Annotated in this window: 15 protein-coding genes; 2 read left to right on the forward strand and 13 right to left on the reverse strand. The window is 45.6% G+C overall.

The window, feature by feature from the left end; all coding sequences use genetic code 11:
* Window positions 1-37: 37 nt before the first annotated feature.
* The 9 genes from A8806_RS03290 to A8806_RS03330 form a co-directional block, all read right to left on the reverse strand.
* On the reverse strand, window positions 38-322 hold the full coding sequence (locus A8806_RS03290; RefSeq protein WP_109729710.1) for a DUF2325 domain-containing protein: 285 nt from the start codon (window positions 320-322) through the stop codon (window positions 38-40).
* Window positions 323-338: 16 nt separating this feature from the next.
* Window positions 339-1,997 carry an amino acid ABC transporter ATP-binding/permease protein gene (locus tag A8806_RS03295; RefSeq protein WP_109729711.1) on the reverse strand — a complete coding sequence of 553 codons (1,659 nt, stop codon included), beginning with the start codon at window positions 1,995-1,997 and terminating at the stop codon, window positions 339-341.
* Entirely contained in the window at window positions 1,998-3,731 is a 1,734-nt protein-coding gene (locus tag A8806_RS03300) for an ABC transporter ATP-binding protein/permease (protein ID WP_109729712.1), read from the reverse strand.
* On the reverse strand, window positions 3,721-3,921 hold the full coding sequence (locus tag A8806_RS03305; protein WP_109729713.1) for a hypothetical protein: 201 nt from the start codon (window positions 3,919-3,921) through the stop codon (window positions 3,721-3,723). The genes A8806_RS03300 and A8806_RS03305 overlap by 11 nt, the downstream gene beginning before the upstream one ends.
* An 88-nt stretch (window positions 3,922-4,009) precedes the next feature.
* Window positions 4,010-4,420, reverse strand: coding sequence for a Fur family transcriptional regulator (locus tag A8806_RS03310; RefSeq protein ID WP_242995939.1), 411 nt, complete (start codon window positions 4,418-4,420; stop codon window positions 4,010-4,012).
* Window positions 4,410-4,550: a FeoB-associated Cys-rich membrane protein gene (locus A8806_RS03315; protein WP_109729715.1), complete on the reverse strand. Its 141-nt coding sequence runs from the start codon at window positions 4,548-4,550 to the stop codon at window positions 4,410-4,412. The genes A8806_RS03310 and A8806_RS03315 overlap by 11 nt, the downstream gene beginning before the upstream one ends.
* 27 nt (window positions 4,551-4,577) lie before the next feature.
* Window positions 4,578-6,761 carry a ferrous iron transport protein B gene (gene feoB / locus A8806_RS03320; protein ID WP_109729716.1) on the reverse strand — a complete coding sequence of 728 codons (2,184 nt, stop codon included), beginning with the start codon at window positions 6,759-6,761 and terminating at the stop codon, window positions 4,578-4,580.
* A gap of 139 nt (window positions 6,762-6,900) precedes the next feature.
* Window positions 6,901-7,122 carry a FeoA family protein gene (locus A8806_RS03325; protein ID WP_109729717.1) on the reverse strand — a complete coding sequence of 74 codons (222 nt, stop codon included), beginning with the start codon at window positions 7,120-7,122 and terminating at the stop codon, window positions 6,901-6,903.
* A gap of 15 nt (window positions 7,123-7,137) precedes the next feature.
* The gene (locus A8806_RS03330; protein WP_109729718.1) at window positions 7,138-7,353 is read right to left on the reverse strand and encodes a FeoA family protein; all 216 of its coding nucleotides are present in this window, start codon (window positions 7,351-7,353) and stop codon (window positions 7,138-7,140) included.
* Window positions 7,354-7,637: 284 nt separating this feature from the next.
* On the opposite strand from A8806_RS03330, the gene A8806_RS03335 reads away from it, so the two are divergent.
* A complete protein-coding gene (locus A8806_RS03335; RefSeq protein WP_109729719.1) occupies window positions 7,638-7,997 on the forward strand; it encodes a metal-dependent transcriptional regulator in 360 nt (119 codons plus the stop codon).
* Between the two features lie 39 nt (window positions 7,998-8,036).
* Window positions 8,037-8,306, forward strand: a complete 270-nt coding sequence (locus tag A8806_RS03340) for a hypothetical protein (protein WP_109729720.1) — start codon at window positions 8,037-8,039, stop codon at window positions 8,304-8,306.
* Window positions 8,307-8,440: 134 nt separating this feature from the next.
* Here A8806_RS03340 and A8806_RS03345 read toward each other — a convergent pair whose 3' ends face one another.
* From A8806_RS03345 to A8806_RS03360, 4 genes are all read right to left on the reverse strand, one after another.
* Window positions 8,441-9,076 (reverse strand): sugar O-acetyltransferase, encoded by a 636-nt coding sequence (locus tag A8806_RS03345; protein WP_330405235.1) that lies wholly within the window; start codon window positions 9,074-9,076, stop codon window positions 8,441-8,443.
* A complete protein-coding gene (locus tag A8806_RS03350) occupies window positions 9,066-10,841 on the reverse strand; it encodes a glycoside hydrolase family 13 protein (RefSeq protein ID WP_109729721.1) in 1,776 nt (591 codons plus the stop codon). Before A8806_RS03350 ends, A8806_RS03345 begins: the two co-directional genes overlap by 11 nt.
* A 9-nt stretch (window positions 10,842-10,850) precedes the next feature.
* Window positions 10,851-12,317, reverse strand: coding sequence for a 4-alpha-glucanotransferase (malQ, locus tag A8806_RS03355; RefSeq protein ID WP_109729722.1), 1,467 nt, complete (start codon window positions 12,315-12,317; stop codon window positions 10,851-10,853).
* A 69-nt stretch (window positions 12,318-12,386) separates the two neighbouring features.
* Window positions 12,387-14,645 carry a glycogen/starch/alpha-glucan phosphorylase gene (locus tag A8806_RS03360; protein ID WP_109729723.1) on the reverse strand — a complete coding sequence of 753 codons (2,259 nt, stop codon included), beginning with the start codon at window positions 14,643-14,645 and terminating at the stop codon, window positions 12,387-12,389.
* Window positions 14,646-14,677 lie beyond the last annotated feature (32 nt).

Genomic DNA, 14,677 nt, shown 5'->3' on the forward strand with positions numbered 1-14,677 from the left:
TTATATTATTATAAACCAAAGAGGCGTAATCCACAACTTATAAACAGCAGACATTTCCTAATATTTCTTCGAGTGCATTCTTGCTGCTTGTATGACATCTTATAACATCGGCATTACACCTTCCGGCTTCTTCCACAGCACACTTTACCATTTTGTGGGACACTGTGTTCGTAAATAATACGATCAGATCCGGGCTGCCAATCTGTTTGCTTAATCCGGCAGACATCTGTGTAAACACCTTTGCCTTGCAGTGGAACTGTTTGCATATTTTCTTATACTGGCATACCATACGGTCATGCCCTCCGATTATCACTACGCTCATTGTGCCCTCCTTACTTTTACATCTGAACCACTTCGTCTGCAATCCCCATCGTTGATTTCCTGTGTGAAACAAGGAGGATTGTCCTGTCTTCTTTTTCCCGTTCCAGACTTTTCAGAACAATACCCTCGTTCAGGCTGTCAATATTGCTCGTCGGTTCGTCCAGCAGTATCATCCTGCTTTTATGGAGGAATGCACGGGCAATCCCGATGCGCTGTTTCTCGCCCCCGGAGATGCAGTCACCCAGCTCAGTCAGCCGGCTGTCATACCCATTTGGCAGTGACATGATGAACTCATGAATAGATGCTTTCCTTGCCGCATCCTCAACCTCCGCCCTGGTCGCATTCTCATTAGCAATCTTGATATTATTCTCAATCGTATCATGGAACAGGAACGTCTCCTGCGTTACATAAGCAAGCTTCTTTCTCAGGGACGATGTGCGGATCTCATTTACATCCTCTCCCCCGTATGTAATACTCCCCTCTCCTGCCTCATAAAAACGCATCATCAGCTTTAGCAGTGTTGATTTTCCGCAGCCGCTTCGGCCCAGTATTCCATGAATTTTTCCGGGTCTGAAAACTGCGTTAAAATCATTCAGCACTCCATCGTCCGTTTCCTCATACCTGAATGAAACATTACGGCAGACTACGTCACCTTCGGGCAGTTTTGCACCCTCTTCATTATCCGTCACAACTGGTGTCTCTTCCAGAATATCAAGCACCCTGCTTCCACTTGCCAGAGTATGGTTCAGATTATTTGACAATGCCGAAAGAGCTGCTGTAGGACCAAAGGAACTCATCATTCCGATGACGGCAGTCACACCCTGGTAAAATTCCATCTGCCCCGCCTGCACGAAAAGTCCGCATACGATAAGCATCACTATTCCCGCTGCAAGGATTACACAGTCGGTTGCAATCCGCTGTATGTTCTCATCTTTTTTCAGCTTCCTTCCCGTTTCTTCAAGTGCTTCTGTCTTTCCGGCCATATCAGCCATGCGTTTCTCTTTCTGCTGGTATTGGAGAAGTTCCTCCAGCCCGTAAAGATTATCCAGAACCGATGTATTCAGATTTCCAAAGGAATCCCTGTAGTTCCGGCCGCTTTTCTTCCCTTTCCTGCTGTTCCTGACGGGAATGACCACCCCCACTATCAAATAGGAAACAAAGGCCACTGCTCCTGCCGCCGGGTTAAGCATCCCCAGAAATACCACCATAAAGACCGAGGAGGCCACGGCAATCGCGATGGGGGAAATCGTATGTGCATAGAACACTTCCAGCAGTTCAATATCACTGGTAATGATTGAGATCAGGTTTCCCTTTTCACTGCCGTCTAACTTGGCCGGGGCCAGCTTTCTGAGCGCTGCAAATACCTGATGCCGTATTCTCGCCAGAAGCTTGAATGCAATATAATGGTTACAGGACTGTTCCGCATAACGCAGGATTCCCCTGAACACGGCAAATACAACCAGCACTGCGGCAATTGTCCCGAATGACAGCCCTGTATATACTCCGGCCGCCTCAAGCATCCCGTATCCCCCGAAAATAGTCAGGAATGTAGCAGTCAGGTTGCCTGCGCATCCCATCAGCACCGCCAGGAACATTAGTCCTAAGAGCGGCCTTATCATTCCGATCAGTCCGGCCATGACCTGCAGTGAAGTTCTGTTTTTCTTTGTATGATTCATCTATGCCGCCCCCTTTCCTGCGTATTTTTCCAGTTCCTTCTGACTCTCATAGAGCTTCGCATATTCTCCGCCCTCTTCGATCAGCTGCCTGTGGCTTCCCCGCTCGATGATTGTCCCGTTCTGGATCATCAGAATCTGGTCCGCCCACGTCACATTTGCCAGTCTGTGTGAAATCAGGATCACGCTCTTCACTTCGGCCAGTTCACGTATGACTTCCATAATCAGATTTTCACTTTCGGCATCTATATTGGAGGTTGCTTCATCAAAAATGTAGATATCACTGTCATGTAAGATCGCACGTGCCAGAGCCAGTCTCTGTTTCTGGCCGCCCGACAGGTTCGCTGCCTTTTCTTCCAGCACCATGTCAAGTCCGCCTTTTTCCATCACGGTCTCATACAGGTTCACCTTCTTCAGCGCCCACAGCATTTCTTCTCTGGACGCATCTGCTTTTCCCATCTTCAGATTCTCACAGACAGTGCCTTTGAACAGGTAGCTGTCATGGCGTATTCTGGTGATTTTTTGATAAAGTGTATCCTCATCAATGTCTCTGACGCTGACACCGCCAACTTTTACATTGCCCCCATATTCCAGATAATTTCTCATAAGCAGTGATGCGATCGTACTCTTCCCACATCCGGATGTTCCAACCAAAGCCGTAAAACTGCCCTCCGGCACGGTGAAATTTACATCCTGAATCACCTTTTTCTCTTCGTCATACCCAAATGTGACATTTTCAAAAACAACAGAACTCTCCGGAATCTCTGAAACACTGCCTTTTTCAGGGACAGGTGCATACAGCAGGCGGAAGATTTTATCCGCCGCCGCGTTTCCGTTCATCGCGATATGGAAGAACGAACCAAGCAGACGTAACGGCAGAAAAAATTCGGCTGAAATCATAATGATAAAGAAACATTCCTCAAGACTGATGCCGCCCTTTCCATAGGCCAGAATCCCCAGTATGATCCCTGCTGCCGCACCGCCATATGCCACCAGATCCATGATACTAATGGAATTCAGCTGCATCACCAGCACACGCATAGTAATCTTCCTGAATTTTTCTGCCTCCTCGTCCATCTTCTTTGCATATCTTTCGTCTGCCTGATAGATTTTCAGCGTCGTCAGCCCCTGAAGGTTCTCCAGAAAAGAATCTCCAAGCTCTGTGTAAGTTCCCCAGTAACGGCTCAGCATTTTCTTTGCGAACTTCTGTACCGCAACAATCGACAGCGGTATCAGCGGAACACATAAAAGAAGCACTGCCGCCACCTTCATGTCCATGCTGCCGACAATGATAAAGAGTGTAACCGGAGCCAGAAGGCTGTAGAAAAACTGGGGGATATATTTGCCAAAATAGATTTCCAGCTGGTCTACGCCTTCCGTGCTGATCTGGACGGCCTCGGATGTTGCGATGGTATCCCGGTAGAGGCTTCCCAGTTCCATCAGTTTCCGGTAAATCTTTTCACGCAGCCTGCTCTTGACCTCCGTCGAAGCCTGAAAGGAAAGCCTGCTGTTCCAAGTATTCATAATCCCACGGATAAGCAAAGCCCCCGCCAGTGCCAGAAGGATAATTTGAAAATCAGAGGCCGTAAGGCTCCCATCACTCATATGTCCAATAAAAGAGGCTGCGAAGAGCATCAGAACAACATTTGCAAGTAAAGTGACCCATTGCGTGAGCACCATGCCTGCTATGTATTTCCGGTTATCATTGAATTCTTTCAACAAACGTTTATGAAACATGAGTTTTCTTCCTCCTTAACTTTTTCCCGTAACGTGTCACATGAGTAATCAGGAAAATGCAGAACAAAAGCCCTGACACCTTATGTATCATCTTCACCGCCAGAACCCCTCCCAGCGGGTGTATGCAGAACCCGGAAAGAATCATGATTGCTGTTATTATATAAAACAAAACCTCGCCATACTTTTTCATCTTAAGCTTTCTCCTTTGATAATCATTCTCAGTATGTTGTTAAAAATAAAAGCGCTTAGTGGGATTGGCTCTCATTAAGCGCTTCGCATTACTTTTCTATTTTTATGGATGCGACCCTTTGGTTCTTAAGGTAACCGCATCTTTTCAGCCCTTCTGACACAACCTTATTCCAGATGCCGGGTGTCAGATGGTACGTCGTTTCATCATCCAGAACAACAATGCAGGTTCCTTCCTCTGCACATTCTTCGTATGAGTCTTTGGCACACTCTACTTTATACATGTTCTTCCTGCTGATTGCCCCGATCTCTTCTAAGGCATTCACTATCCTGTATACTGTAGCAACGCCAATTCTTTTATCTGCCTGCGCGGCCTGATAGTAAATCTCTTTACAGCTTTGGCACTCATTTTCCAGAATGATATCGATCAACATGAGACGCTGCTTTGTAATCCTGCATCCGTTCTCTTTCAGTCTCTCTACAATCATTTCTTTAGTGTCCACAATGTCCTCCGCAATGTTTGCAGTCACCGCCGCACTGAATAGACTTTCCATTCTTTTTATCACGTATCATTCCCCTGATAACAAGTGCGACTGCTCCCACTACGATAGCTCCTACAATCAATGTGCCCATAAATGCTGCCTCCTTTCCGGCTGATGTCTATTTTGCTGATGCAGCACTTCTTAAATCCACTTTTAAAGTCCTGCTCTCTTTATATGGTCTTACTAATAAATAGATGAATCCAATAATCAGAAGGACTGCAACGACCACACCGGCGCCGAATACGCCTGTTGTGATGAAGGTCCCGATCTGATATACACAAAGTGAAACTACATATGCAAGCAGTGTCTGATAACCAATTGCAAACCAGAACCATTTTACATTGTTCATCTCTCTCTTGATTGCTCCCATTGCCGCGAAGCAGGGCGCGCACAGGAGATTAAACACGAGGAAGGAATAAGCTGCAACAGCCGTCATACTTCCTGCAAGTGTTCCCCAGATTTCGTTTCCTTCTTCTGCAACTTCTGCAAATCCATAGAGGATGCCAAACGTACCAACTACGTTCTCTTTCGCTACAAGGCCTGTAATGGCTGCAACAGCTGACCGCCAGTCTCCCCATCCGAGCGGAGTGAATATCCATGCGATCCCATTTCCAACTGCTGCCAGAATACTGTGATTCAGTTCCATATCCTCCAGCATTCTGAACTTACCGTCAACCCATCCGAAGTATGAAGTAAACCATACGAGGATTGTAGAAAGAAGGATGATCGTCCCTGCCTTTTTAATGAAGGACCAGCCACGTTCCCACATGCTGCGCAGTACATTCCCAACAGTAGGAAGATGATATGCCGGAAGCTCCATAACGAACGGGGCAGGATCGCCTGCAAACATTTTTGTTTTCTTTAAGATAATTCCAGAGCAGATGATTGCTGCGATTCCAACGAAGTAAGCACTCGGTGCAACCCACCATGCCCCGCCGAATAAGGCACCTGCAATCAAGCCGATAATCGGCAGTTTTGCCCCGCATGGCACGAATGTCGTCGTCATAATGGTCATCTTGCGGTCGCGGTCATTCTCGATCGTACGTGAAGCCATGATTCCGGGAACACCGCATCCACTTCCGATCAGCATCGGAATGAAGGATTTACCCGAGAGTCCGAATTTGCGGAAGATTCTATCCATGATAAACGCGATTCTGGCCATGTAACCACATGCTTCCAGAAAAGCGAGGAAAATAAACAGTACAAGCATCTGCGGTACAAATCCAAGAACCGCTCCAACCCCGGCAACGATACCGTCCAGGATCAGTCCCTGCAGCCATCCTGCACAGCCTATGGCATTCAGTGCGGATTCAAGCAGAACCGGGATACCGGGGATCTGAAGTCCGAACAAGCTCCACCCCTCTCCAAATACACCGTCATTTGCCCAGTCAGTCGCCCATGTTCCAACCGTTGTGACGGATACATAGTAAACGATAAACATAACCAATGCAAAGATCGGCAGGGCGAGGAATCTGTTTGTAACAATCCTGTCAATCTTATCTGACGTGGATAGTTTTCCCTTGCTTACCTTAGTATAGCACTCATTTATGATAGAAGAAATATAAACATACCGCTCATTTGTAATAATACTTTCGGTATCATCATCCAGCTCTTTTTCAATCGCGTCGATTTCTTCGGCCACATCAGGCACGCGTTTCATCTGGGCAGATATCTTATCATCCTTTTCCAGAAGTTTGATTGCAAAAAATCTCTTCTGTTCTTCCGGAATATCGCTGCCTAATTTATTTTCAATGGAATCCAGCACACTTTCTACTTCCGGTGCAAATTTATGTACCGGTACTGCCGCATCCTTCCTGTTGGCAATCTTTACAGCCTTCTCTGCCGCTTTTGCAACTCCGTTTCCTTTTAGGGCAGATATTTCAACAACCTCGCAGCCGAGCTTTTTACTCAGTTTATCAATATGTATCTTATCACCGCTCTTTTCCACAACATCCATCATGTTAACAGCCATAATAACCGGAATTCCCAGCTCCATCAGCTGTGTAGAGAGATACAGGTTTCTCTCAATGTTCGTGCCGTCTACAATATTCAGTATTGCATCCGGTTTGTCATTAATCAGATAGTTTCTTGCAACTACTTCTTCCAGTGTATATGGAGAAAGCGAATAGATTCCCGGAAGGTCCATGATGATGACGTCTTTATGTCCTTTCAGTTTTCCTTCTTTCTTTTCTACTGTAACTCCCGGCCAGTTGCCAACAAACTGGTTGGAACCGGTCAGAGCATTGAATAATGTTGTTTTACCGCAGTTTGGATTTCCTGCCAATGCAATTTTTATAGCCATTTTTACCCTTTCCTCCTGACAACAATCGTACGCAGAACAAATGACATTCAGCTTTGTACACTCTTGTAATTCGTTACCCCTGTCTTATGTTAGTTTTCGCTAACCAATAATCAAAAATTTGATGCAGAAATAAATATCCTTATTCTACAAGAATCATTTCCGCATCCGCTTTTCTTACCGACAATTCATATCCTCTGACCGTGATTTCAACAGGATCTCCGAAGGGCGCTACTTTTCTTACAAATACGTCTACACCTTTTGTAATTCCCATATCCATAATCCTTCTCTTAACCGGACCCTCACCGGTTAGTTTTGTTACCTTAGCAGTCTCGCCGCACGGGACTTCTTTCAATGTCTTCATCTTCTTGCCCTCTCCTTAGCCAACCATGATTTTATTTGCCATATCTTTCCCAATGGCAACTCTGGAATCCTTGACATTCACAATCATATTGCCTCCAATTAAAGAAACTACTGTGACTGTACCTCCAACTACAAAACCAAGATTCTCAAGAAACCTTCTCGTCTCTTCTTTTCCTCCGACTTTGCGGATGATATTGGGTTTTCCCTCTTTTACCATTGTTAATGGCATCATCTTCATCTTCTTTCCATTTTAATGATAATTGTTTTCAATTACAAGGTTAGTATATTCTAACTTCCATTAATTGTCAAGTACTTTGTTGAAAATATTTCTCAATTTTAAGAAGGAAGAGATAGCGGGAGAGGTTAATTCGATCAGTAAGCCCTTTACATATTGAATTTATCCATAAAATTTTATGTATTTGCCCTGTTTGATAAAATATGTTACCATACGGTTATTGATATATTTTTTTAAGCAGATACATTAATTTACTACATATAAAGAAGGGGTGACATCCTATGAAAACGAATGAATCAGCAGAAAACTATCTGGAAACGATCCTGGTTTTGAGCAAATCGCATCCTGTCGTACGTTCTGTGGATATTGCGGAGGAACTGAATTTTAAGAAATCCAGTGTCAGTGTTGCTATGAAGAATCTGCGTGAAAAGGAGCAGATCGTTGTGTCTAAAGAAGGGTATATTACCCTTACAGATGCAGGGCGCGAGATTGCCGAGATGATCTATGAGCGGCACGAGCTGCTGACAGACTGGCTGGTACGGCTGGGTGTTGATGAAAGGACTGCGGCGGAAGATGCCTGCAGGCTTGAGCATGTAATCAGTAAAGAAAGCTTCGATGCGATTAAAAAGCATATCCGGTAGCATTATTAATGGAATCAATTTCAGGTGAGGAGGCTTCGTATGAAAATTACCGCATTAGTTGAGAATGAGTCAAAATGCGAATTAAAATCTAAGCATGGCTTATCCCTATATATAGAAACCCAAAAACATAAAATCTTATTTGATATAGGTCCTGACAGAACACTCTTTGAAAATGCAAAAGAGTTGGAACAGTATTCTCAAACCCAGTTTTATACTTGCCACTGCACAGGAACAGAAGCGTTTCACTATCTCTCACAGAAACTATCAAACTTGTTTTATTTGTCTTGTGGGGAAACAGTAAGAATATAACTCCCAGAGAAAAGATTACATTAACGTTTTCCCAGCTTATATATGAACGCGAATAAGCCGCCAGATATCAAACCATCTGACGGCTTATGTTTTTGTACATCATAGAATAAAGGAGATGAGTTCATCTGACGGCCTTACAGTTTCTGGATCTCTTCCCACGCCTCTTCATCAAATTCTCTGTCTTTATAATAATATTTCTTATCTTCCTCTGTGATCTTTCTTATAACCCTGCATGGATTTCCCGCCGCAAGTGACCAGTCCGGAATATCTTTTGTCACGACGCTGCCCGCACCGATGACCGTGTTGCTTCCTATGTGTACGCCGGGAAGGATGACTGTATTACCGCCGATCCACACATTGTCGCCGATTGTAACCTCGATCCCGTACTCATACATGGAATTTCTGGAAACGGGATGTAACGGGTGTCCTGCGGTATAGATCGCAACGTTTGGAGCCAGCTGGCAGTTGTCACCGATTGTCACCGGGGCTACATCTATGATGGAACAATTATAGTTTGCAAAGAAGTTCTTCCCGACTTTGATGTGGGAACCGTAATCACAGTAAAACGGCGGGTTGATGAACGCATCCTCGGACTCGCCGAGCAGTTCCTTGACGATTGCGCTAAGTTTGTCAAAGTCAGAACGGTCTGCAAAATTTAGTTCCTGCAAAATCTTCCTGCATACCTTTTGTTCCTCCATAACTGAATCGTCTGAAATGTATGCCATTTCTGAATCTCTGCGGCTGATGTTGTCTATCTTTTTATGCTCCATTTTCCATATCCTCCGTATTCCATATGCTTGTTTTCTTTCTGCGGACCAGCGTTCCGTTTCTCTCCAGAACGCCTTCAGAAAAGTTTCTGGCAAACAGGATTTCTCCTCCCTCTTTTACTTTTATCTTTTCTTCAGAACAATTCAAAAGTACTTCTATCTCTCTGCCCTGTGAATCTATTTTAATATATTCTACGCATCTGCGCTGCGGATACTCTTCCGGGAAATGGAAATACAGGCTTCTCAGTGCTTTTTCCTGCTTCCTCAGCCGAATCAGGGTACGCACTGCTTCGATGCGGTTCTGGTTTTCCTCTGTCCCAACTTCTTCCCAGGGCATACATCTGCGGCAGTCCGGGTCGAAACCTCCCTCCATTGCAATCTCTGTCCCATAGTAAATGCACGGGCTTCCCGGCATGGTAAACAGGACAGCAAGCTGTTGGTAAAAGATATCCAGATCGTGAAAGCGGTTCATCAGCCGTTCCGTATCATGCGAATCCAGCAGGTTAAACATGACATTATTGTTCTGCTGCATGTACATCGTATAACAGCGGTTTATCATATATTCAAACTCTGATTTATCCAGACTTTTATCCAGAAAATATTCATGGATGCCGCTCATCAGCGGGTAATTCATGACAGAATCATACTCGTCCCCCTGAAGCCACGGACCGGCATCGTGCCAGATTTCCCCCAGAAGGTAGATGTCCGGTTTTATGCGGTGCAAATGCTCTCTGATCCGTTTTAAGAATCTGTGGGATACTTCATTTCCCACGTCAAAACGGATCCCGTCAATATCATAGTCACGGATCCAGTCTTCACATATTTTACAGAAATATGTAATCACCTCTTCATTGTTCGTATTCAGCTTCGGCATCCAGTCTGCAAATGCAAATGAATAAAACCTGCCGTCCCTTGTATCAGCCTGTTTATCCGGGATGGGCCATTTCTGCACCATGAACCAGTCCGCGTATGGGGATGCTTCTCCCTTTTCAAGCACATCCACCCAAGGGGCAAATCTACGTCCGCAGTGGTTGAATACGGCATCAGCCATCACTTTGATCCCCTGCTCATGGGCCTCCTGCACTAACCTGCCAAAATCCGGATCTATCTTTGTGTAATCTTTTGTATCATATTTATGATTGGATTCAGCTTCCATGATAGGATTCAGATAGATTCCGGTAATTCCAAGCTCCTTCAGATAAGGGAGCTTCTTTCGGATTCCTTCCAGATTCCCGCCATAGCGCTCTTCATTCCTGACCGGGCCCGACTGCCACGTTCTGATATCCCCCGTATTTAGTTCCGGTGTCCCGTTGCAGAACCGGTCCGGGAAGATCTGATACCATATGGTGTCATTGACCCATGCCGGTGTCCTGCAAACATCTGCCGGATTCATCCACGGTACGATAAAGAACTGCAGTATCCTCCCTTTCATGTTCAGCTGCTCTTTCGTCAGAAATCCATCCTCAAGATAGTACCAGACTTCACCATCTGTATGCAGCTCAAAATAATATTTACACCGTTTATATTCCGGCGTTAGTGTTGTCGTCCACCAGAGCTGGTGCCGGAGCCGTTTTTTAAAACAGATCTCTTCCCTCTTCCCGTGCCATACCTCATTTCCGCCTAATATTCCTGCATCATAAGGGTCGCCGTGGTGAATGAAAACCTGTTTTACATCGTATCCTGTCTTCAGGTTTATGACCAGTTCATTTTCATTTTGTGCGTAGCTCATCTGCTCTGATGTTCTGTGATAAACTCCTGTAAAATCCATAGCAGCCCCTTATCTGTTTATGATCAGTTTTCTGTAAACCTTAAGTTCCTTTTCCGCTTCTGCGAAGTCAGGCATACGCCACTCCCAGTTCGGTGATCCGACCGTCCCCGGAGTATTCATGTGGCCTTCTTTTCCCTGCCCAATAATATCCACCATAGGGATGACCGCATATTCGGCCTTACATGCCAGTGTGTATGCAAGCAGACGATCTTTCACGGAACCCTGCTTAAATCCTTCGCGTTTCAGGAACCGGCGCACCTTCCTCTTTGCAGCAGTTGTCAGTCCCTGATACCACTCCATCAGTGTATCGTTGTCGTGGGTGCCTGTATAAATGATCATGTTTTCTACATCATGGAAACTGTCATATGCGAATTTTCCTTTTGTTTCGATCGAAAATACCTGAACCTTCATTCCTTTTAAGTGGTAGTGGTCTTTGAGTTCCAGTACCTCCGGACGGAGATCTCCCAAATCCTCCGCCACCAGATTCAGCCCGGGGATTTTTTCGATTAAAGTATCGATCACCTCATAGCCCGGCGCCTCGATCCACTCACCCTCGACCGCTGTCGGACATGTGGCAGGAATCTTCCAGAACGTGTCAAACGCGCGGAAATGGTCGATGCGGATAATATCAAACAGCCTGCTGCTGTAACCAATCCGGTCCACCCAGAACTGATAGTTCTGTTCCTTCATATATTCCCAGTCATAGATCGGATTGCCCCATCTCTGGCCGGTAGCGCTGAAATAATCCGGCGGTACTCCTGCAATGAAAACCGGCCTGCCGTCTGTATCCAGAAGGAAGTTGTCTTTTCCTGCCCAGACGTCCACAGAATCCACGCCTACATAAAACGGTACATCTCCCATGATCTCGATGCCGCTTTCATTTGCGGCGTCTTTTACCTGCATCCACTGGGTGTAGAACAAATACTGCAGGAACATATGGTACTGTGCCTCCAGTTCGATCTCCTCCGCCAGTTCCGTCCTCTTCGCCGGCCAGTCCTTATCTTCCTGCCTCCACTCATTCCAGCATATCCCACCGTTTGCCACTTTCAAAGCACGGAACACACCATACTCATAAACCCAGTCCTGAGACGCAAATTCCTGATAATCCTCTTCCTGAAGCCATTCCTTCTCACAGAAATTACGAAACGCCTCTCTTAAGTATGTTTCCTTAAACACACGTACCGCATCATAATCCACACTTTTTGCATGTTCATTGAATGAGGGGGGCAGCTCACTCAGCAGCCCATCCTCATACAGCATATCCAGACTAATATAAAGCTCATCTCCCGCACAGGAGGAATACGGCTGGTACGGAGAATTTCCATATCCCACCGGATTCAGCGGAAGAATCTGCCAAATTTTCACACTATTTTCCTTCAGAAGCTCAATAAAACGATACGCTTCCTTCCCCAGTTCCCCCACGCCAGTCCTCGACGGAAGAGAAGAAACTGCCATCAAAATCCCTGTTTTCCTCATGATTATCTCCTTTATCCTACCTCATATTTTAAGAATATTCTGAAAATGGAGCGCAAAAGGGTCTGACCCCTACAAATGCCAGATGTCCCTGTTGTATTCCGCGATGGTCCTGTCGGATGAGAAGAAGCCGGCTTTTGCGATGTTTACGAGCATTTTTTTCGCCCATGCTTTTTCATCTTCGTAATCTTCAAGCATCTGTTCTTTTGTCTTGATGTAGTCCTTCACATCGAGCAGTGTCATGAACCAGTCTTTGCTTACGATCTCTTTGTATAGTCTTCCCAGATTTACCGGGTCGCCGATGCGGATCAGGTCTTTGCTGATGATGAAGTCTACCAGTTCTTCCACCATTGGGTCGTTGTCGTAGATATCTGCTGAACAGTAGCCTTGTGTCTCGTAGAGTTTGATGACATTTTCTGATTTTTCGCCGAAAACGTAAATATTCTCGTCTCCTACGAGCTGGTGGATTTCTACGTTTGCCCCGTCCTCTGTTCCAAGTGTTACTGCACCGTTTAACATGAATTTCATATTGCCTGTTCCGCTTGCTTCCTTGGATGCAAGGGAAATCTGCTCGGAGATGTCGCAGGCAGGGATGAGTTTTTCTGCCTTTGTCACGTTATAGTTTTCGACCATGACAAGCTTCAGGTAGGGGCTGACAGCAGGGTCATTGTCGATGAGCTGCTGCAGGCAGAGCAGAAGGTGGATAATATCTTTTGCAATCGTATAGGCGGGTGCCGCCTTTGCACCGAAAATCATTGTGACCGGACGTTTCGGCAGGTTTCCTTTTTTAATTTCCTTGTATTTATATATAGCATACAATGCATTCATCTGCTGTCTCTTGTATTCGTGGAGGCGTTTGATCTGTATGTCAAAGATTCCGTTTTCGTCGATATCAACATCCTGTGACATTTTCAGGTAATCCTTCAGTTTCCGCTTTGCATTCTTCTTGATTGCAATTAGCTGGTCCAGAACCTTTTCGTCATCCTTGTATGAAAGAAGCTTCTCTAGTTCGTCTGCGTTTTCCATATAAGCAGGCCCGATTAGTTCTTCCAGATATTCTGCTAACTCATGGTTGCAGTGCACGAGCCATCTGCGGAAGGTGATCCCATTCGTCTTATTGTTGAACTTCGCCGGATAGATGTCATAAAACGGTTTCAGCTCGGACTCTTTGAGAATCTCTGTGTGAAGCGCTGCAACGCCGTTTACCGCATATCCGTAGTGGATGTCAATGTGGGCCATGTGCACGCGGTCCTGTTTGTCAATAATGTAGACTCTCTCATCGTGGTAGTCCCTTCTGACCCTTGCATCCAGTTCACGGATGATCGGGAGCAGGTGCGGTACGACCTTCTCCAGATAAGAAACCGGCCACTTCTCCAGTGCCTCTGCGAGGATGGTATGGTTCGTATATGCACAGGTCTTTCTCACTACGTCTACGGCAGTATCTATATTGAACCCTCTCTGTGTCAGCAGGCGGATCAGCTCTGGGATGACCATTGTCGGATGTGTATCGTTGATCTGGATGCAGACGTGCTCGTGCAGGTGATACAGGTTGATCCCTTTCTCCTCTGCCTCTTTCAGTATCAGCTGTGCCGCATTGCTTACCATAAAATACTGCTGGTAGATACGCAGAAGCTGTCCTTTCTCGTCACTGTCATCCGGATAGAGGAACAGCGTCAGGTTCCTTCTGATATCGTCTTTGTCAAACTGGATTCCGTCGTGGATGATTGCCTCATCTACCGTATCCAGATCGAACAGGTGGAGTCTGTTACATCCACTGTGATAGCCGGGTACATCAATGTCATACATCGTTGAAGTCAGGGTAAAATCCTTAAACGGCACTTCAAAGCTGACATCCGTCTTATTCAGCCAGCAGTCACTGGTAATCCACGGATTTTTCTCTTCCTGCTGCTTGTTATCATGAAACTTCTGCAAAAACAATCCATCGTGGTAATTTAATCCCACGCCATCGCCTTCAAGCCCGAGTGTGGCAATTGAGTCTAAAAAACATGCCGCCAGACGTCCCAGGCCACCGTTTCCAAGAGATGGTTCCTGCTCAATTTCTTCAATTTCTGTCAGGTCGTGACCATGCTTTTTCAGTACCTCCCTCGTCTCCTCAAACAGACCGAAATTAATCAGGTTGTTGGATAACAGCTTGCCAATCAGGAATTCAGCCGATATATAATACAGCTTTTTCTTCCCCTCATTCCTCTTCATCCCCCGCATTTTTTCTTTCGTCACATACAAAAGGGCCGCATAAATCTCTTCCTTTGATGCTTCTGCAATACTCTTGTTGAATCTTTCCTTCAACATCATTTCCAATGCCTGTTCCATTAAAATCTCCTTTCACAATTGCCGGGTGTATC

Source organism: Faecalicatena orotica, assembly GCF_003149245.1.
GTDB lineage: Bacteria > Bacillota > Clostridia > Lachnospirales > Lachnospiraceae > Faecalicatena_A > Faecalicatena_A orotica.